A 20,930-nucleotide genomic window follows, 5' to 3' on the forward strand; every position below is an offset into this window, starting at 1 on the left:
CTTGTTAAAACTACTTCCATTCAAAGTCACCATTTTCTACAGACCAATCATTACCAAAGAACCCAGCGCACTTAACAGCTGTTATGCCATTTTTTAACACCTCATCATCAAACAACAAAACATCTGGAAACGTGGTTCCGTTAACCAAGTAATGGTTCATATAAGCAGCTCTCATTCCCTTTTGTCCGCTAGCAGTTACAACACCAACACTAGCAATATCGCTGTCGGCTCTAGGCACAATAAAGTACATGCCCCATTGGCTACCCGACAACACCTTACCATTAAAGTTTACTTCGTTATTTTTAACTTGTATGGGTGCATCTTTCAGCAAGGTATTCCAAGCCGCATTGTTACTTTTATTACCGTATACAACCACATTACGGTCGCTGTAATTTGCTAAACTAAAATCGACATCCTTAACAATCTCTATCGATCCATTGGCGCGATACCAGAATGTTTCAGCATCAAACCGGGCCCTGTTATAATACCATTGATTTTCTACTTTTGTTCCTTGAGTAGCATATACAAATACAACATTGTTTCTAAAGGCGTCCTTAAAACCTCCATTTCTATGCGGTCCTTTTTCCTTTAAACCAGGAGCTGATGTCTCTTTCCAACCATCTTCGGTTTTCTTGAATGTGCTTTTCTTGTCAGGCTTTGCAGTCAACAGATTTCCATCTATTTCAATAGCATCATAACTATCGTTTATTTTAGAAAAATCAACTTCAAGTAATACAACATTATCTGTTTTTAACAAATATTTACCTTCTTCCTTCGAAAAGTTAAACGAACTGGTTTTAAATGGCACTTCTTGTTGATGAATTGTTATAAAATGTGATTTTGATGATACACCTGGTGACCCTGTGTAAAACTCCAACCTCTTAATCTCTTCATCGGCCTTAATAGTCCGTTGTTTAAAAAGATCGAAGATAGGAGGCCAATCGACAGAATGGTTTCCGTACCAATGTGTGCCATCTGGATACTCATAATACGTAAAATCGGGATGGAATTTCCCTAATCGTTCACGCATATCACGTGCAATATACGTAGGCACTACATTGTCTTTTTCACCATGTAACACATACACGCCATGATGTAAATAGTTACGAATTAACTCCAAGGTTCTGCTGGGTGTTCCTGCTCTGTAAATCATGTTTTCAACTGGAGTTGGTTGAGGTTTTGACTTTAAACGACTTACCACTTTAGGCGTCAATCCAAACCGTGTTAGTTCTTCTTGGGGCATTTGCAAACGTCTGTTTATAAAGCCATCGCGATACAATAGTAAATCTGGATAACCTGCGCAAGGCGCTATGGCTGCAAAATAATCGGGATAGGTCGCCCCTAAATACCAGGTACCATGCCCTCCCATGGAATGTCCTGTTAAATAAATTTTACTCGGATCTGGTTTATAAATTGTTTTTGCATCCGACAAAACCTCCAAGGCATCCAATCGTCCCCAATCTTCCCAAGCAAAACCAAACGGACGCCTATTTGTAGGCGCTATTAAATTCCCCCAATCTTTTTGCTTGTACGCATTAGCTTGGTTAACGGCTTCTACAGAAGCACCGTGAACCGACAAAAACAACGCCCCATTCGCTAAAGTTTTATCGCTAGACGGCGCTACACTATAATATTGCACACTGCCATCTACATTACTTACAAATGTGCGTTTATGGTGCTTGTGCTTCGACTTTATTTGTAAGGATACTTCCTTGGTATCCAATGTTCTCTTACTACTGCCTTTTAATTCCAATTTTAACTCGGTTGCTCCAATTTTACTTTCATCAGTTATCGAAGGAATGGAAAACCTCACTTTACGAACACTCATTGGAGGAATTTGAGAGATGTTCGTTAGGACTGTTTCCCCTTCTAATGTTGCAGAAATAGCATAGTTTTTAATCCATCCATTAGTTGTATTTATAACACGTATTGCTCCTTCATAAGATTGAGGTTCTTCTACCAACACATCAGGAAGAGTTAAATCGCGCGTAGTTAATTGTATACTCGTTTTCGGTTCAATAAGCCGTGCCCTAATCCTTGGAAAACGACCTGCCTTTAAAACAAAAACATTAAGTCCCTTATTGAGTTTTACGGGGATTAAATTCCAACCAAAATCATAATGATCACCTTCATGGGGTAGCCCGTTAATTAATGCAAGTGAATGTCCCGAAGCCTCAAACAACACCGTTCTTGAAGTGCTTGAACGGTATTTTAAACACACATAACTCGATCGCAATTCCCTATCGTTAAAACTATTCGTCGAATCAACAACTACAGCATTCCACGTTATAGGTTTACCCAAAAAATCAATATCAAAGACGTCACCATGTTTAGGCACATATGCAGCGTTCATTAAAAACTTATTAAAAACAGGATCTTCAGGAAACGAAGAAGAATTAAAATTATAAGTCTGTACTTTAAGCGCCAATGCTTCTTTAAACACATGAACTAACTTGCCTTCTTCAATAGTTTCTACTTTTTCCTTGCCAAAATACTCAACAATATTCCCTGTCCGTTGTTGAGCAGAGACAGCAGTTGAAATAAAAAGAAGGGATAACACGAAAGGAATAATCTTAAACATAATGATATACTTTATAATAATTGCACAAAAACTAAAATTAACCCTTTAATACATCCATCACGACATATTTTCGACTAATAGCTGATTACATGAGGCAAATAACAGGACTTTACATTTATTCCCGTATTGAAAAGCCAGTCAAAACACGTGACTCGAGTTCATTTAAAAAAACACCTTAAAAAATTTAAACTACACTGTATTTCCTTAAATTTGCACTTCAAATTTTTACTATGTACAGAAGTCATAATTGTGGTGAATTAACCATTGCAAATATAAATGAAGAAGTAACCCTGGCTGGTTGGGTTCAGAAATCCCGTGACAAAGGATTTATTGTTTGGATAGATTTACGAGACCGTTACGGTATCACGCAATTGGTTTTTGATGAAGAACGCACATCAAAAGAGATGATGGCACAAGCTCAAAACCTTGGCCGTGAATTTGTTATCCAAGTTAAAGGAAACGTTATTGAGCGTGCTTCTAAAAACCCTAATATTCCAACTGGAGATATCGAAATATTGGTTACTGAACTAAAAATTCTAAATGACGCCTTACTACCGCCATTTACTATTGAAGACAAGACTGATGGTGGTGAAGAACTACGAATGAAATATCGCTATTTGGATATTCGTCGTAATCCGGTAAAAAACAATCTCATATTCCGTCATAAAGTAACGCAGGAAGTTCGCAATTACTTATCTAATGAAGGGTTTATTGAAATCGAAACCCCATATTTGATTAAATCGACTCCAGAAGGGGCTCGGGATTTTGTAGTGCCAAGTCGAATGAACGAAGGTCAGTTTTATGCCCTGCCTCAATCGCCACAAACTTTTAAGCAATTGCTTATGGTGGGCGGTATGGATAAGTACTTCCAGATCGTAAAATGTTTTAGGGATGAAGACTTGCGTGCCGACAGACAACCAGAGTTTACGCAAATAGACTGTGAAATGGCATTTATAGAACAAGAAGATATTCTAAATGCTTTTGAAGGCTTAACACGTCACTTACTAAAAGAGATTAACGGTGTTGAAGTTGATAAATTCCCACGTCTACTTTATGATGATGCTATGCGTTTGTATGGAAACGATAAACCAGACATTCGATTTGGTATGGCATTTGGCGAATTAAACGACGTTGCCCAACATAAAGATTTTGGTGTTTTTAACAATGCAGAACTGGTTGTTGGTATTGCCGTTCCGGGAGGCAACAGTTACACCAGGAAAGAAATTGACAAACTTATCGATTGGGTTAAGCGTCCGCAAATAGGTGCTTTAGGCATGGTTTACTGCCGCTGTAATGATGATGGCAGTTACAAATCTTCTGTAGATAAATTTTACGATCAGGACGATCTTGCTAAATGGGCCGAAGTTACTGGTGCTAAAGCGGGTGATCTTATTTGTGTCCTATCAGGAGACACGAACAAGGTTAGGACTCAATTAAGTGCCTTGCGTATGGAATTGGCCGAACGTTTGGGGCTTAGAAAACCTAATGAATTTGCACCTTTATGGGTTATGGACTTTCCGTTATTGGAATGGGATGAAGAAACAGAACGCTACCACGCCATGCACCACCCATTTACATCACCCAAACCAGGACAGTTGGAGTTATTAAAAACAGATCCAGGAGCTGTTAAAGCAAATGCTTACGATCTGGTTTTAAATGGTAATGAAATTGGAGGCGGATCGATTCGTATTCACGATAAAAAAACCCAGTCGCTTATGTTCGACTATTTAGGCTTTTCGCCCGAAGAAGCAAAAGCCCAGTTTGGCTTTTTAATGGACGCCTTTCAATACGGGGCACCTCCGCATGGTGGTATCGCTTTTGGATTGGATAGATTGGTTGCTATTCTTGGAGGTCAGGAAACCATACGGGACTTTATTGCCTTCCCAAAAAACAATGCTGGACGGGATGTTATGATAGATGCACCTGCACCAATTGACAATGACCAGCTGAAAGAACTTAGTTTAAAGCTTAATTTAAAACCTTAAACTTAAAAACCTGTTCCAATTTAAAGAACAGGTTTTTTAATAATATAATGTCCGTAAACAGACCTTTGATTAAAAATAACGTTTAGCATTACTTTCGTAGAATATTTAGTAATTTTATAATATGCCTTCTAACTCCAAGAGCCTATTACGTAAATTTTTAATCTGGAAATACAAACATATTCCAGAACAGAATTTTATTTACATTTTAAGTATTCTAGTGGGTTTTTTAGCTGGTCTGGGAACTGTTTCCTTAAAGAACTTAACACACTATATTCAGTTACTTTTTGAACTTAACTTTTTCAAAAACTATCAAAATTCGCTTTACTTTATATTTCCTATAATTGGGCTGCTATTAGTTTATATTATAAAGCAAACCTGGTTAAAAAAGCATATCGGCCACGGCATTTCATCTACATTGCACGCCATTTCCAAACTTAATGGCATCATTCCGCGATACAACCTCTATGCCTCACTAATCACGGCGCCACTAACAGTAGGTTTTGGTGGTTCGGTTGGATTGCAAGGCCCCGCTGTAAGCGTTGGTGCCGCCTTGGGATCGAACGCAGCAAGACTGTTTCATATGAATACTAAAACACGTATGCTACTTATTGGATGTGCTGCTGCCGGAGCAATGGCCTCCATGTTTAAGGCTCCTATTGCTGCTATCGTTTTTGCTATTGAGATATTTAGTCTAGATATTGCTTTCACATCCTTAGTACCACTTTTATTGGCCTCTGTCTCTGCCGTGGTTACCTCTTACTTTTTCTTAGGTACAGACATCCTTTTGCGGTTTGAATTGATTGATAAATTCCAAATTAACGATATCCCCTTCTACATTGTTTTAGGACTTGTAACCGGACTTACATCGGTTTATTTTTCAAAAGTATTCTTTGGAATTACAAACTTTTTCAAACAGTTTGAAAGCAGGGCCAAACGCTTGTTGATTGGAGGTTTGGCAATAGGCACTATGCTTTATTTTATTCCGCCTTTATACGGTGAAGGTTATGGTATTATGAACAATCTTTTAAAAGGCGATCATTTATCGGCTATTGGTACAACACCCTTTAATTTAGACCTATCCAATATATGGCTTGTAATTGGCCTCTTATTAGGCATTACTGCCTTTAAAGCCATTGCCATGACAACCACTTTTGGGGCTGGTGGTGTAGGCGGTGTATTTATCCCAACTCTTGTTATGGGCAGTGCTTTAGGAAATGCTTTTTCTAAAATAATTAATAATATTGGGTTTCATTTTAATGTATCTGAATCGAATTTCACCTTAATAGGAATGACTGGTTTAATGGCAGGGGTGTTACATGCTCCCTTAACAGCCATATTCCTTATAGCTGAAATTACAGGAGGCTACGAACTGTTTGTTCCCTTAATGATTGTTTCGGCTATTTCCTTTGCTATCACCAAATACTTTATTTCCCATTCCATTTACACTCTAAAACTAGCTGAGCGCGGTGAACTCATGACCCATGATAAAGACCAAAACGTATTAATGGTCTTGGATATTGACAAGGTTATTGAAACTAATTTTATCATCTTATCACCTGACATGAAATTGGGGGACATCTTAAAAAAAGCGGTTGCAAAATCGTCCAGAAATCATTTCCCCGTTGTAAATGAAGACAATGAGTTTCTTGGCGTTATAAGATTAGATGATATAAGGCATATTATGTTTAATTCCGATCTATACGATAAGGTAAACGCTTCAAGCCTTATGCAAGCAGACACTAATATAATTGATTACGACAAAGATTCCATGAATACTATTATGGATAAATTTAAAACTAGTGGCGCTTGGAACATCCCTGTTATTAAAGGAGGCAAATACTACGGCTATATTTCAAAATCCAAACTCTTAACAGCATATAGGCGACAATTGATTAACTTTACCAAATAATAGTTATAACAAGCATGAAGTATCTTATTGCCATTTTATTTATCCTTTCACTGGGGAGCATTGTTACAGGTTATATTCTGGATTCCGAATACTCCCAAAAGTTAATCGGGTTTGGTGTTTTGGGGCTTTTTATTGTAGTCTTCCCTTTGTTCGCTTATTACCGTTGGAAAGACAAAGACCTAAAAGACTATATGCTCACTAAAGAGAATCTGGACAAAATGCGAGAAGACCAACACGAGAAAAAATATTAATCCTTAATACATCTGCAATTTTGCATAATATTGGAACTAGATATTCCTTCAGTACTTACCGATGTATCAGGAACAAATGTAATGGTCTTGAACGAGTTGGGGAGTCCGCCGTCTGTTGATGTATAATAATGTCCCTCTATTCCTATATCCTTAAAGTCTGCAAAATACCAGCCCCCTGCTAATAAGTTAAATCCAACTGGTTCACCTTGTTGCATAGCAAACGGCTTAAAAAACACATGAGCCGCATTGATACCTCCCAAATAATCTATGAGTGTTTCCCACTCTTCTTTAGACGGCAAATGCCAACCATCGGGGCAAGCCGTTTGAGCTACATCACCGTTATACAAACGGCCATATATAAAGCAGTTATCGCTGTTACCATCATAACACGTACTTGAATTATCGGCTGTATCGTAATTTAGGTTTTCAGCGAACCAAGTTTGATCACCTATACTTACTATATCATAAACCTGTTCGTCCCTAGGATCCATAAATTGATTTTTTGATACACCATCATCAGCATCGTCTTTAGAACACGATACAAGATTAAACAATAAAACAAACAAGGCTAAAAGGTTAAAGCACTTCATAAAAATAGATTTTTGGGCTTAAATACCATCAAATATATTGATAAAGCACTTAATAACAAAATATTACAAAGACACCAATAAACTCTATACCATATCTAATTTAAGTTACGCTTTTCAATAAAAAAACGCTTCAATAGCTTTGAAGCCTCATCGGCCATTATCCCTCCTTTTACAATTGTTTTAGGATGTAATTTTGTATTTAAATGGATGCATCCACGTTCCTTATCCCTTGCGCCATATACAATTTTAGCTATTTGACTCCAATACAAGGCTCCCGCACACATTTGGCAAGGCTCTAAGGTTACATACATCGTGCAATTTTGAAGGTACTTACCACCCAAAAAATTAGCTGCGGCTGTTATGGCCTGCATTTCGGCATGGGCAGTTACATCATTTAGGGTCTCTGTTAAGTTATGCCCTCGGGCAATTATCTTATTATCAACAACAATAACAACACCTACAGGGATTTCACCTTTTTCATAAGCCACCTCAGCTTCCTGAAGTGCTTTCTTCATAAAATACGTATCGTCAAATGGTTCTAGCATAGTAGCAAAAATACAATTTCAAATGATACGTGTATCATTTTCAAATATTACATTTGCAAACATATGAGTACTATTTTAAATAACATAAACGCACCCCGCGATCTTCGGCTTTTAAACCCAGAAGATCTACCTCAACTAGCTAAAGAGTTACGAGAATTCATTATTAATGTTGTAGCTACTAAGGAAGGGCATTTAGGAGCTAGTTTGGGTGTTATAGAATTAACGATAGCGCTTCATTATGTTTTTAACACACCACATGACGAACTAATATGGGATGTTGGCCACCAAGCTTATGGACACAAAATACTTACTGGAAGGAAATCTGTATTTCATACGAACAGGCAAATAGGAGGTATTAGTGGTTTTCCCAAGCGTAGCGAGAGTATTTACGATGCTTTTGGTGTAGGACATGCATCTACCTCAGTTTCGGCTGCTTTGGGTATGGCCATAGCCTCACAACTTAATGGAGATACCGACAAACATCATATTGCTGTTATAGGCGATGCTTCCATTGCAGGAGGCATGGCCTTTGAAGGACTCAACCATGCTGGCGTTACCGATGCTAATTTACTTGTTATCCTTAATGACAATGCTATTGGTATTGATCCTAGTGTAGGTGCTTTAAAACAGTATTTGACCAATGTTAAAAAAGGCACTCAAAAACGTGAAAATATTTTTGAGGCTTTAAACTTTAATTACACGGGACCTATTGATGGTCATGATCTCAATACCATTATACAGGAACTGGAACGGCTTAAAAGTGTAAAAGGGCCTAAATTTTTACACATTATTACCACCAAGGGCAAAGGACTAAAACAGGCTGAAGAAGACCAGGTACGTTATCATGCTCCCGGAAAATTTGATGCTGTAACAGGTGAGCTCATATCAAAACCAAACGTAAAACAGCCCCCTAAATACCAAGATGTTTTTGGGCATACTATTGTAGAATTAGCTACTCAGAACAAAAATATTGTTGGTATTACCCCTGCCATGCCTACAGGAAGCTCTTTAAAATATATGATGGCTAAAATGCCAGATCGTGCATTCGATGTGGGGATTGCTGAACAACATGCCGTAACACTTGCTTCTGGTATGGCAACGCAAGGCATTATTCCTTTTTGTAACATTTATTCAACGTTCTTACAACGGGCTTACGACCAAATAATTCACGATGTAGCTTTGCAAAACTTACCAGTGATTTTTTGTCTGGATCGTGCCGGATTGGTGGGTACCGATGGTGCCACACACCATGGTGTTTACGACTTAAGTTATTTAAGATGTATTCCCAACCTTATCATTTTTGCGCCTAGAAATGAAATTGAATTGCGAAATATAATGTATACCGCCCAACTTGGCTTGCAAAACCCTATTGCCATTCGCTATCCCAGAGGTCGGGGCGTTACTACCGATTGGCAACAACCGTTTTCAAAAATAGACATTGGAACAGGGGTACAACTCAAGGAAGGAAATGAAGTAGCTGTTTTAAGTATTGGGAACATGTCCAAAAACATGAGTGAAGCCATCAAAAATTCTAATGCCCCAAATGCTATTGCACATTATGACATGCGCTTTATTAGGCCTTTAGACGAGAATTTACTACATGGTATTCTAAAAACGTACAATCTGATTATTACTATAGAAGACAACACAATTAAAGGTGGCTTTGGCAGTGCTGTTCTTGAGTTTGCTGCTAAACATAATTACAAAACACCAATAAATTTATTAGGGATTCCCGACACGTTTATTGAACACGGTGGCACATTAGCTTTACAGCAATCTATAGGCCTAGACACTGAAAGCCTAACCCGTTATATTAATACATTGATCTAACTATTTTATTTCTGAATAATCTTGTAACAATTCATCTTCCGAAGACGAACTAGATACTTCACTTATAGCTAACAAGCAGGCAAAGGTTACAAAAAAAATGACCAAAGCACTCAATAGGTTCTTTTTCATTGTAGTAGATTTATAAACTTGAGGATATAAATCTAAAAAAAATACCGACAAAACACAAATTTTACCGTCAAAACAAACGATTTTTCCTAATTTACTCGATGATAATCTTGTGCGTAGACACTAAACCATCAGAAAGAAACTTAACGAGGTACAAACCACTTGCCACCTTAATTGATATGGTTTCTACAGGGTTTTTAGCAAAATTAACCTTAACACCATGTATTACCCTGCCATTTAAATCATAAACAGCCAATTGACCATTAACACCTTGTTTCACCGACACATTAAAAGAGCCATTAGATACCGTAGGGTATATTCTAATTAAATTATCAGCAACTTTTTTATCTACCGACAAAGTGCTTGCGTCAGCTGTAAACTTACCTGTAAACATCCCGCGACCATAGGTTGTTGCTAAAACCGTATTATCTACAGTTCGTAAATTAAAACTTGTTACTTTAGCATCTTTCATTCCATTTTGAGCTTGATACCAATTGGGAGATACATCATTAAAATTTGGTGTCGCCCAAACGCCAAGTTCGGTACCCAAAATGACTTCATCAGAATTTAAAGGATTCATTAAAATAGCCTTTACAGGAAGATCTGGAAGATCACCTTCCTTATTTAACCAAGTGCTTCCTCCGTTTAAAGAGTAATACACACTGGCAATACCATAATTGTGAAATGTTACAAAAATCTCGTTGTCGTTAGCCCCTAATTCAACACATGAAATACTACCATAAAACGCATCGCCCGTGATTTCCTGCCAACTTACGGATGGCTTGCTGGTTGCATTCGTGATCTTAAATAACTTTCCGTTATCGGTACCCACAAAAAGTGTATTTGCACTGTAAGGGGACACCTTAAAAGCAGTTGCAGCACCATCGAACATAGCATCCGTAATATCGTCTGCTAGCGCTGTATTGGTTTTTAATTCATACCTATTGATCTGATAAACGCCTCCAACAATATCGCTTCCGTCTGCAAAGAGATAATTACTATCACTATCAAGTGCTGCAGGGTTTACAAACTGTCCCGGCGAACCATTTTCTATGGTATATCCAGAAGTAGTACCAGTAGCATAATCTCTATAATAATAGTTCCCGTACTGGGAAGAAGTTACCATATACTGATTATCTTCATCAATAAACACATAAGTGCCATCTCCTCCTGTTACCTCTCCTGATGATCCAATACCAGGAGACGCGTTATTAATTAAGAGAGACCCATTATCTTGTGAGCCTGCCAATAACTTTTCCGAACCCACTTCTTGTCCGATAGCTCCATGATAAAACTGAATTGTATTATAATTTTTGTTTCTGGCCGTAATACTAGGGGTTCCCGATAATGCCGTAGCGTAATATACGCCACCGTCGTTACCATTAACAGCTTTAGTGGGATCGGAGGGATCAAAAACAAAAGCATGCTGATCTGGATGCACATCATTCAACCCTGTACTGGAATAATATTCTGAAATCTGGCTCCAAGAACTACCAGCATCGGATGATCGAAACAAATCTATCCCTCCAACATATAGAATATTATCATTGGTTGGATCTACTTCAATAAGTAAATTGTAAAATGCCTGACCATTTGTAAAATCCTCTGCAGGTATATCGGTCTCAACATCTACAGGCAATGTTAAACTTGTTTCTGTAGCAAAACCATCATCAGTCATTAAAATCCCTACTGGATTTACATCTGAATTTATCTCAGCTAACACATATAGCTTATCTGCATCGACCGAAGACATTGCTATTTGTGTCCTTAAGCCATCTGTTAAAGTCTTTTTTAAAGTAAATGAAGTTCCATTGGATGAAGATAAAATTGCACCACCTCCAGCACTATAAATATTTGAAGTTGTCGATACCCATACCATTGTATTATCAAAACTCACTTCTATATCATTAGGTTCATAACCAGACCCCCCAGGTGCTAATGGCAAGGTTATTTTTGACCAACTAGTGCCACTATTTATAGAACGATACAAACCATAATCTTCTACTCCAAACAATGAAATAGGGTTAGCATCTGGATAGAAGGTAGAACCCGCAGCAACGTAAACTTCGCTTGTTCCCCCGTTGTCTCGAATCTTAATATCATTTATATGATGTATGCCAGGGGTTACGTAACTGGCCGTAACAGGAGAAGATACCGACGCCATCGTTACATTAACACCACTTCCCAGTTGTGCTATTATAGCCTGCCCTTCTTCTTTGGAAATCATTGCAGAGGGGATCGTAATTGTCGCATCTTCACCACCCTGCACAATTGGTGCTCCAGCTACATTGTTTACCATTAAAACCGCAACGGCTCCAGCATCTTGTGCATTCTTAACTTTGACCGTAAAATTACAGCTCCCACGCTCTATAACAGCAATTTTGTTATTTATTGAAACCCCATTCGTTAGCGCATTACAGCCTTCACTAGGTGCCCCCGATCCATCATCTACCAATACCAAATCCCGGGTAACAGATGTTAAAGCCGGTCCAAATGACGCTGGAGCCAACATGTACTCACCTGCAATAGACCCTGGGGAATTTACTGTAAGTCGCGCTGATGATTCAAAGGTCGTTTCACCCGTAACCCCTCCAAACACCTTAGACCATGTTGTGCCACCATTAGTAGACTGCCATACCCCGTTACCTTGTACATCGCCTTGCACATACGATTCGCCAGTGCCCACATAAAACGTTGTGGTATTATTAGGGTCGTACGTAATGCATGTAATGGATAAATTGTTGGGAATAGCAACCTCTGTCCAAGCAGAATTAGCATCGGTAATATCATTATTAACCCATAAACCACCACTTACGCCACCAGCAAACACTTTTTTACCATTTGGATCGTTTGGGTCGAACATTATGGCTCGCGTTCTTCCCCCAACGTTATCAGGACCGCGTTCTTCCCAATTATTGGTATTCTCTCCTGGCACTTTAGCCAACATTGCCCGTTCTTTTAGTTGCTTTTGAAGTTCAAACACTCTTTTGGGTTCGGGCTTACCTGTAGATGGATCTAGAGTAAGCTCCCATTCTCTTTCAAAATACTTATTGGGAGGCAACCGCCTGGCCTTTCTTTCTTCTTTTGTTAATTTAAGAGATGTTTTAAACGGACTGTTTCTTAAAAAACGTTCATGCGTTTTTCTTAGATCTGCAATCCTTTTTTCATTATAATCTGGTTCCTTATTGGTTATATACAAGCCTATAAAGAGCATCATCAAAATGCTAGCGAAAAAGAGTATGCGATGTTTCATTTTAGATAGTTTAACACGTTGCGTTTTTTGATAAAAGTCTGTCAACTCGAGTGAATTTCACATTTTAAACTAGTAAAATTTGTATCGAGAATAAGAATTTTAATCTTTGAATAGTTCTCGATACGATTTTTTTATCACAAAATCACTCGAACTGACATTTTTGAAACTAGTCTGACTCAAAATGCACAACGGGTACAGTTTATACTTCTATAAATATAGAGAATTAACATCTTAAAATCAACAACATAAATACATCACGCAATATTAATACCCTTAATTTTATTAAATAACAGGATTGCATAACTATCAGACATATTGGCAACTATACGACAAACGGACAAAATTCTCACATATAGGGAGTCGCATGCAACGCTATTATTTTCAGGTAATAAATGCAATATTAACTTATCGTAATTGGACGCATTATTTTTATAAGTGTTATTAACGGCTCCTATAAACACATTTAACAACTCAGATAAGACCCTATAGCCCGCAATTTCCTTTTCTATAACCTCTTTACTCTGATAGACTTTTTCGATGCTTATTTTAATAATATCGTTAATCTGTGCTTCGTATTTGCTTTTATCCAATAACGCATGACTAAATTCACCTTTTAAAATAGCGTCTTCGTTAGTCATAAAAACATTTACTACTTCATTAATTAAGGTGTTAATAGCCAGAGCTCGTAAATAACTAACTCGATCTTGCATGCTTTGGAGCTGATGGTACTTTTTTGTATTTATTGAATCCCGCACCAGGTTTATTAAATACTCTAAAGCAAACTCTTCTTGAATAAGCCCCAAATTGATGCCATCTTCAAAATCAATAATAGTATAACAAATATCGTCGGCCGCTTCAACCAAAAACGCTAATGGATGTCTTGAAAAGCTTATATCACTTTGACTTCTTTTCAATAGTCCCAATTCGTTTGCTACATCTATAAAAGCATCTTTCTCACTTTGAAAAAAACCATACTTCTTATCTGCAATATGTTTTGTTGGCTTTTTAGGCAATGATTCTTTAGGATACTTCATAAAAGCTCCAAGGGTAGCATAACTTAAACGCAAACCACCTTCACGACCAGCCCTACTTTCGGTTAAAATTTTGAATCCATTGGCGTTTCCTTCAAAATCACATAAATCCTGATATTCTTTTGCGGTTAATTGTTCTTTAAACTTCCTTCCAATACCATTTTTAAAATATTCGCCTACCGCTTTTTCCCCTGAATGTCCAAATGGTGGATTCCCAATATCATGCGCCAATGCAGCCGCTGCTACAATAGCACCAAAATCGTTAGCTTGGTAACCGTGCACATTTTGTAAATGTGGATATTTTTCTAATACTTTTTGACCAACCAATCGCCCTAAAGAGCGTCCTACGACACTAACCTCCAGGCTATGTGTTAAACGTGTATGGACAAAGTCGGTTTGAGACAAAGGGATCACTTGTGTTTTATCTTGTAAGCTCCTAAATTCTGAAGAAAATATAACCCTGTCGTAATCTACTTCAAATCCCAAACGGGTTTCATCCTGTTCTTTTCGAATGCGTTTATTGGTGTCCCCAAAACGTTTTAAAGATAGTAACTGCTCCCAATTCATAATATAATTTTAAAGGGAGCAAGATAGCTAAATTCAATAAGTTTTAGCTTTTAAATTATGATAACATTATGGTAACATTCAATATAAATACTTAATATTTAAATAACATTTTAGCGGTGTTAAACAGTTTTCTTTGCAACGTATATTTACTATACCGTGTAGTTATGAAACGAGCATTAAGAAATTTTAAAAATTACTTCACAAAAGGAAATGTTTAAAATTTTTAATGAGAGAACGAGTGTAAGGAGTGGTTGCACACGTTCTTAATTTTATAATTACAATAAAATCAATTAATTACTAAAATTTAAACGTGTGAAACATTTGGCTTTACTTTCTTTTTTGTTGTTTACCTCTTTTTGTTTTGGACAAAACAATGGAATGATTGTTGGGAAAATAATGGACAAAGAACTTGACAATTCCCCTTTAGTACTTGCTAACGTATCAGTTAAAGGCACCGATTTAAGAGCGAACACCGATATTACCGGACTATTCCTTATCGAAAACCTAAAAGATGGCGACTACACCTTAGTTTGTAGCTTTCTTGGCTATGAAACTAAAGAAGTTAAAGTACGTGTTCAGTCGGAAAAACCAGCCGAAGTAAAATTATCGCTAGGAGCCAGCAGTATCTCTTTGGACGACCTTGAAGCCATTACCAGTATCGCTCAAAAAGAAGACAAAACCTCTACTAATTAACAAAAACACCTGCTAGTTTCTTCGACTATCTAGCAGTTTCAAACACCAAATTACATTACCAATAAAGGCAAGAAATTAGTATTAGCCTAAAACAAAAACTCCCTAAACTTTAGTCAGTATTCTGTTAATAATCGATGTATTACAACCCGTTGCGCTTGTTGGAATAAAGAATTTTTATTGAAACGAACTATCCCCAAGATTACACCTTAAGGAATTCTTCTCGATTAAATCAGTTTCAAAAATGTCAGTTCAGTGATTTTTTGATAAAAAAATCGTATCGAGAACTATTTCAAAGATTAAAATTTTTATTCTCGATATAAATTTCACTCGTTTTAAATACAAAATTCACTTGAATTAACAGAATTTCATTAAAGTATACTACGGTTTGCTTCTCTTTTCCTTTTCATCATTGCTATGATATGTGAGTTTGATTAAGCTTAAAACTGTCCAGTAGCCAATGTTAACTTAATGTTTTTTCACCCCAACATTACATAACCTTTACATAACTTTTATATTACCATTGTTTAACCGATTGGTAACATCCCATTCATAGTGTGTTTCGTTCTTTGCACCAAGATAAAAACTAATAAGAATGAAAAACATCACACTATTATTAATACTCTTTGTAGTATCACTTTCCAATGCTCAAACCACTGGTTCCGTGGTTGGTAAATTAACCGACAAGGAGTACAATAATGAACCATTGGCATTTGCAAACGTACTAATTAAAGGAACCACAAAAGGAACAACTTCTGACTTTGACGGTCTATACAGTCTTGACAACCTAGAAGCTGGCGACTATATTTTACAGTTTAGTTTTGTAGGTTACGAAACTCAAGAAATCTCAGTAACAATAGTAGCCGGTAAAGTTACAGAAGTTAATGTCCCTATGGGAGCGAGTGCCGCTTCATTAGATGAGGTTGTTATTACTACCACTACTAAACGTGAAAGTGAAACAGCTTTGTTACTGGAACAGAAGAAAGCGGTTATAATTAAAGAAAGTATTGGAGCAGAAAGACTATCTAAAATTGGAGTGTCTGACGCTTCTGGAGCTACGACAAAAATCTCAGGCGTTACAAAAAGTGAAGGTTCGGGAGATATATACATTAGAGGATTGGGAGATCGATACTTATCGACAACGATGAATGGTTTACCAATTCCTTCTGATGACGTTAACAATAAAAACATCAATCTAAATTTATTCTCTACAAGTATGATAGAGAATGTAGGTATCAGCAAAACCTATGCAACATCTAGCTATGCAGACCAAAGTTCTGGCAACGTTGATATCACATCAAAAAGTTACTCTAAAAAAGAGCTTTCTGTAACACTTTCATCTGGATACAATACTAATGTAATAGGATTAAACGGTTTTAAAAGCAGTATTATGTCTGATGACGTTACTTTAGGGTTTCATAAAAAACAATACGCTTTAGTCGATTTAATAACAAGACAAAGTTGGGATCCTGTTAACACAAAAAACATTGGCAACTACGGCATACAGTTATCAGGAGGCACTAAGTTTGACGTTTTTGGAAAACAATTAAAATTACTTGTTGCCGGAAATCACTCTAAAAGCTATACGTACCAACAAGGAATCTTTAGAACCTTCAGATCAAATATCTTAGATAACGAGTTTACAGATGTAGAACAGTATAATACGACTACAAACTCTACAGGTTACATAAACTTAAATTTAAAACTAAACGACAACAACAAACTTAAACTAAGTAGCTTGTCGGTTAATACTAGTAACGATGTTGTTTACGAGCAAGGTAGAAATGGCGAAGGGTATGTATTCGATCAAGACCCTCAAGAAGAAGGCGCTTTTGTTAGAGACCAAAACTTCAAACAAACTATCGTTTTGGTTAACCAACTGGAAGGTAGCCATAACTTAAGTGAAAAGAATGAATTAACATGGGCTACGGGCTACAACTACGTCTTTGCCCAAGAGCCAAATAGAATTCGTAATGAAGCTAATATTTTAGATGAAAATACAGTGCAATATGCGCACGTTGGTGATTTTCAACAACGGAAATCGAGTCAAAAAATTGAAGATACCGAATACAATGCTTATATAAACGATGCTTTTGAATTTGGCAAATTGGACGAAGATGAAAACTCTCCATATAAATTAAACATAGGAGCCAATTTCCGTCAAAAAGACCGTGTATTTAGCTCTTTATTTATTGGTGTTAGAGCGCGTGGTTTCCAAGTACCTAATATTGATAGTTTTTCTGAAACATTTACACCGGATAATTTCCAAAATGGTTTGGTTTTACGTGAAAGAGATCCAGACCGCTATGATGCCGACTTAAATGTTATCGCTGGTTATGCTAACTTAGATTTTGGCATTAACAAAAAGTTTTCTGGTAATGTTGGTATTCGCTTTGAAAGGGATGAAATCAATGTGCTTTGGGATGTTGCCAACTATGTTGGGCGCGTAGGTTCTATTAAAAAAGAATATAACAACCTTTACCCAAGTGTAAACTTAAAATATGAATTAAACGAGAAAAACGCATTACGTTTAGCATCTAGTTTAACTCAAACACTTCCTGAATTCAAGGAAATTGCACCTTTTGAGTACGTTTCACCTACAGGTCGTGTAACCAGAGGTAATCCTGACTTAGAAAAATCAGACGTACTAAACATTGATTTAAAGTATGAGTTTTTCCCGAGTAATGGTCAATTAATTTCGGCTACAGGATTCTATAAAAACATTAAAAACCCTATCAACTTAGCACAAACCAGGGGGTCTGCAGGAATTTTTGAATACAACAATACTGGGGACAAAGCACAAGTATATGGACTTGAATTAGAAACAAGATTAGATTTAATTAAAAACGAAGAGGACAAAAGCCTTTTAGATTTTAATGCGAATCTTACCAAAATGTGGTTTAATCAAGATTTATTTAGAGAGTATCAATACAAGGATGTTACAGAAACCGATTTACAAGGTGCTTCCGATTTAATCTTAAATGGGTCGTTAAGCTACAACAGCAATACCGAAAGAGAATTTTCTGCAACACTTACAGGTAACTATGCATCAGACAAAATCTTTGCTTTAGGATCTCCTGAAGACTTTGATAACAGCGATGTGCTTTACAACGATCAAATTATTGAAAAAGGATTTGTCACTATGGATTTAGTAGTTAGTAAAGAAATCACAAAGAAACTACAATTAAAATTTGTTGGCAGAAACCTTTTAAACCCTAAAATTGAACAAATACAGGCTGTAAGAAATATTAGTTCTGGGGTTGAAACCATCGAAACAGTGAGTTCTTACAAGAAAGGTAGCCTATTAAGCTTAAGCTTAAAATACACATTTTAAATCAGTTAACATTAAGTTAACAAATAGCATTCGTCGCAAAGCAAAGGTAACCTATGTTTAATATTAGGTTAATAGTCAACAAACACTTGAGTCTTTACTTTGCGACGAAATTATATACTGAAAGCGTAAACAAAAAACTAATTAAAAAAACATGAAAAAATCATTTCTACATTTATTCAAAGCATTTTCAGTAGCAGCCATTGCTATTGCAGCTACAAGTTGTGATTCTGACGCCCCTGCACCAATAGGCTCTGAAGACACCGAAGTAATGAAAAACTTAGAAGCAGGTATTTTAAAAGGTGAGTTGAAAGAATCCTATACACTTAATGCTTCTGTACAATATAATTTAACAGGACAATTTACAATTCATGATGGCGTGTCCTTAACTATTCCTGCAGGAACTAAAATTCTTGCTGATGCCAATGGAACAGATGTATATATCGCTACTTTAAAAGGTGGCCAAATTAACATTAATGGTACTGCTGGTAATCCTGTGGTCATGTCTTCTGCTGAAGGTAACCCTGGTGACTGGGGGGGCTTAACGCTTTGTGGCAAAGCTACTACTACTGCTGGTATTGATGCTGAGGCCGAAGTTGGAGGCTTCATTTACGGTGGAACTGATGATGAAGACAGTTCAGGTATTATTAGATACTTACAAATTGTTGGTACAGGTGCTCAAATTAATCCTGAATCTCAATACAACGGAGTATCTTTCTATGCAGTTGGATCAGGTACTTTAGTAGATAATGTTGCTGTAATCAATGGATCTGACGATGGTGTTGAATTCTTCGGTGGTACAGTATCTGTTTCTAACTTATACTTAGAAAACAACGATGATGATGCCATCGACTGGACTGAAGGATGGAATGGTTCAGTAGATAATGCATATATCTCTCATACTGTTGCTGGTTTCTCTACTGCTTTTGAGGGCGATAAAGCTAACGGCAATCCAAAATTCAATAACATTACGGCTATCTCCACTGTTGGAGGTACTGCATTACAATTTAAGAAAGAATCGGGAGGAACCATTTCTGGTTTATCTTTAAGTGGTTATGATATAGATTTAGACATGAAAGATGGTGGAACACTTTCTAATGTGGTTTTCGTTGATGGGTATACTCCTGTTGCAATGGTTGAAGACGATAATACTACACCTGATGTAGACGAAAGCATCTATAGTTTTGCTTTAAATACAACTGTAGTTCCTACTGTAGATATCGCTGACTTTGACTGGGTAGACACAGACATATCCTTCGATAGCGCTGTATTGCAAGGAGCTGTTACCGGAGATGTAACTTTGGATGCTTCAGTAAGTTATACGTTAAACTCTTCTTATATTGTACAGTCTGGTGCTTCTTTAACAATTCCTGCAGGAACAAAAATTACTGCTAGAGCTGGTGGTACTGGTGTTTACATCGCCGTCTTACAAGGGGGTCAAATCTTTATCGAAGGAACTGAAACGAACCCTGTTGTAATCTCTTCTATCAATGCAGAAGCAGGTGACTGGGGAGGCTTAACCATTTGTGGAAATGCTACAACCTCTGCTGGTGTTGATGCTACTGCTGAAATTGGTGGTTTTATTTACGGTGGCACTAATGACGCTGATAACTCAGGTACAGTTAAAAACCTAGTAATTAAAGGTACTGGCGCTCAAATTAACTCTGAGTCACAATACAATGGAGTGTCATTCTACGCTGTAGGTTCTGGTACTACTATAGAGAATATCGCTGTAATCAATGGTGATGACGATGGTGTTGAATTTTTTGGAGGTACGGTTTCTGTAACCAACTTATACCTAGAAAACTGTAGTGATGATGCAATTGACTGGACAGAAGGGTGGAATGGAACTGTAGACAACGCTTACATTTCTCATACAGTCGCTAACTTCTCTACTGCTTTTGAAGGAGATAAAGCTAACGGCAACCCAAAATTCAATAACATTACGGCCATCTCGACTGTTGGAGGTACTGCATTGCAGTTTAAAAAAGAATCTGGTGGAACAATTACTGGATTACACTTATCTGGTTACGATGCTGACTTAGATATGAAAGATGGTGGCGCCTTATCAAATGTTCAAATTGCTGGATCTGATGCTGATGCTACGTTAATTTCTGGAGAAACAACTAAGTATACCTTAAATTCAGGTAAAGATGCCACTGCATTAGACATCTCGACTTGGACTTGGAAAAATGCAAGTTTATAGTCGTTAGACAAAATAACTTGATAAAAACACAAAAA

The 20,930-nt window shown here is 37.1% G+C and carries 13 protein-coding genes; 7 read left to right on the plus strand and 6 right to left on the minus strand.

All coding sequences use genetic code 11. The annotated features are described in order from the left end of the window. Positions 1-10: 10 nt before the first annotated feature. Positions 11-2,581, minus strand: a complete 2,571-nt coding sequence (locus tag JF259_RS01325; protein WP_199112403.1) for a carboxylesterase family protein — start codon at positions 2,579-2,581, stop codon at positions 11-13. A 230-nt stretch (positions 2,582-2,811) separates the two neighbouring features. Here JF259_RS01325 and aspS point away from each other — a divergent pair, with 230 nt between their 5' ends. The 3 genes from aspS (at position 2,812) to JF259_RS01340 (ending at position 6,726) form a co-directional block, all read left to right on the plus strand. Then, positions 2,812-4,566 (plus strand): aspartate--tRNA ligase, encoded by a 1,755-nt coding sequence (gene aspS, locus JF259_RS01330; RefSeq protein ID WP_199112405.1) that lies wholly within the window; start codon positions 2,812-2,814, stop codon positions 4,564-4,566. Positions 4,567-4,687: 121 nt separating this feature from the next. Next, positions 4,688-6,475, plus strand: coding sequence for a chloride channel protein (locus tag JF259_RS01335; RefSeq protein ID WP_199112407.1), 1,788 nt, complete (start codon positions 4,688-4,690; stop codon positions 6,473-6,475). Positions 6,476-6,489: 14 nt separating this feature from the next. After that, positions 6,490-6,726 (plus strand): hypothetical protein, encoded by a 237-nt coding sequence (locus JF259_RS01340; protein WP_199112409.1) that lies wholly within the window; start codon positions 6,490-6,492, stop codon positions 6,724-6,726. Here JF259_RS01340 and JF259_RS01345 read toward each other — a convergent pair. Next, positions 6,723-7,316: an FISUMP domain-containing protein gene (locus tag JF259_RS01345; RefSeq protein WP_199112411.1), complete on the minus strand. Its 594-nt coding sequence runs from the start codon at positions 7,314-7,316 to the stop codon at positions 6,723-6,725. The genes JF259_RS01340 and JF259_RS01345 overlap by 4 nt on opposite strands. A 95-nt stretch (positions 7,317-7,411) precedes the next feature. Then, entirely contained in the window at positions 7,412-7,861 is a 450-nt protein-coding gene (locus tag JF259_RS01350) for a nucleoside deaminase (protein ID WP_199112412.1), read from the minus strand. A gap of 63 nt (positions 7,862-7,924) precedes the next feature. Between JF259_RS01350 and dxs the strand changes: the two genes are divergently transcribed. Continuing rightward, the gene (gene dxs, locus JF259_RS01355) at positions 7,925-9,691 is read left to right on the plus strand and encodes a 1-deoxy-D-xylulose-5-phosphate synthase (RefSeq protein ID WP_199112413.1); all 1,767 of its coding nucleotides are present in this window, start codon (positions 7,925-7,927) and stop codon (positions 9,689-9,691) included. Here the strand turns inward: dxs and JF259_RS17665 are convergent, their stop codons facing one another. The 3 genes from JF259_RS17665 to JF259_RS01365 form a co-directional block, all read right to left on the minus strand. Continuing rightward, positions 9,692-9,820 carry a hypothetical protein gene (locus tag JF259_RS17665; RefSeq protein WP_262894855.1) on the minus strand — a complete coding sequence of 43 codons (129 nt, stop codon included), beginning with the start codon at positions 9,818-9,820 and terminating at the stop codon, positions 9,692-9,694. Between the two features lie 91 nt (positions 9,821-9,911). Beyond that, positions 9,912-13,070, minus strand: coding sequence for a PA domain-containing protein (locus tag JF259_RS01360; RefSeq protein WP_199112416.1), 3,159 nt, complete (start codon positions 13,068-13,070; stop codon positions 9,912-9,914). Between the two features lie 254 nt (positions 13,071-13,324). Then, on the minus strand, positions 13,325-14,668 hold the full coding sequence (locus JF259_RS01365; protein WP_199112418.1) for a deoxyguanosinetriphosphate triphosphohydrolase: 1,344 nt from the start codon (positions 14,666-14,668) through the stop codon (positions 13,325-13,327). Between the two features lie 312 nt (positions 14,669-14,980). On the opposite strand from JF259_RS01365, the gene JF259_RS01370 reads away from it, so the two are divergent. The 3 genes from JF259_RS01370 (at position 14,981) to JF259_RS01380 (ending at position 20,895) form a co-directional block, all read left to right on the plus strand. After that, on the plus strand, positions 14,981-15,361 hold the full coding sequence (locus JF259_RS01370; RefSeq protein ID WP_199112420.1) for a carboxypeptidase-like regulatory domain-containing protein: 381 nt from the start codon (positions 14,981-14,983) through the stop codon (positions 15,359-15,361). Positions 15,362-15,953: 592 nt separating this feature from the next. Then, entirely contained in the window at positions 15,954-18,692 is a 2,739-nt protein-coding gene (locus JF259_RS01375) for a TonB-dependent receptor (protein WP_199112422.1), read from the plus strand. Between the two features lie 151 nt (positions 18,693-18,843). Further along, entirely contained in the window at positions 18,844-20,895 is a 2,052-nt protein-coding gene (locus JF259_RS01380; RefSeq protein ID WP_199112424.1) for a hypothetical protein, read from the plus strand. Positions 20,896-20,930: the final 35 nt, after the last annotated feature.

This window comes from Snuella sedimenti (assembly GCF_016428595.1).
In the GTDB taxonomy this organism is placed as follows: domain Bacteria; phylum Bacteroidota; class Bacteroidia; order Flavobacteriales; family Flavobacteriaceae; genus Snuella; species Snuella sedimenti.

Excerpts from the sequence above, each read along its gene's own strand:
- JF259_RS01380 (WP_199112424.1), top strand. The coding sequence starts at position 18,844 with ATGAAAAAATCATTTCTACATTTATTCAAAGCATTTTCAGTAGCAGCC.
- JF259_RS01365 (WP_199112418.1), bottom strand. The coding sequence starts at position 14,668 with ATGAATTGGGAGCAGTTACTATCTTTAAAACGTTTTGGGGACACCAAT.
- JF259_RS17665 (WP_262894855.1), bottom strand. The coding sequence starts at position 9,820 with ATGAAAAAGAACCTATTGAGTGCTTTGGTCATTTTTTTTGTAACCTTT.
- JF259_RS01350 (WP_199112412.1), bottom strand. The coding sequence starts at position 7,861 with ATGCTAGAACCATTTGACGATACGTATTTTATGAAGAAAGCACTTCAG.
- JF259_RS01360 (WP_199112416.1), bottom strand. The coding sequence starts at position 13,070 with ATGAAACATCGCATACTCTTTTTCGCTAGCATTTTGATGATGCTCTTT.
- dxs (WP_199112413.1), top strand. The coding sequence starts at position 7,925 with ATGAGTACTATTTTAAATAACATAAACGCACCCCGCGATCTTCGGCTT.
- JF259_RS01345 (WP_199112411.1), bottom strand. The coding sequence starts at position 7,316 with ATGAAGTGCTTTAACCTTTTAGCCTTGTTTGTTTTATTGTTTAATCTT.
- JF259_RS01375 (WP_199112422.1), top strand. The coding sequence starts at position 15,954 with ATGAAAAACATCACACTATTATTAATACTCTTTGTAGTATCACTTTCC.
- aspS (WP_199112405.1), top strand. The coding sequence starts at position 2,812 with ATGTACAGAAGTCATAATTGTGGTGAATTAACCATTGCAAATATAAAT.
- JF259_RS01325 (WP_199112403.1), bottom strand. The coding sequence starts at position 2,581 with ATGTTTAAGATTATTCCTTTCGTGTTATCCCTTCTTTTTATTTCAACT.
- JF259_RS01340 (WP_199112409.1), top strand. The coding sequence starts at position 6,490 with ATGAAGTATCTTATTGCCATTTTATTTATCCTTTCACTGGGGAGCATT.
- JF259_RS01335 (WP_199112407.1), top strand. The coding sequence starts at position 4,688 with ATGCCTTCTAACTCCAAGAGCCTATTACGTAAATTTTTAATCTGGAAA.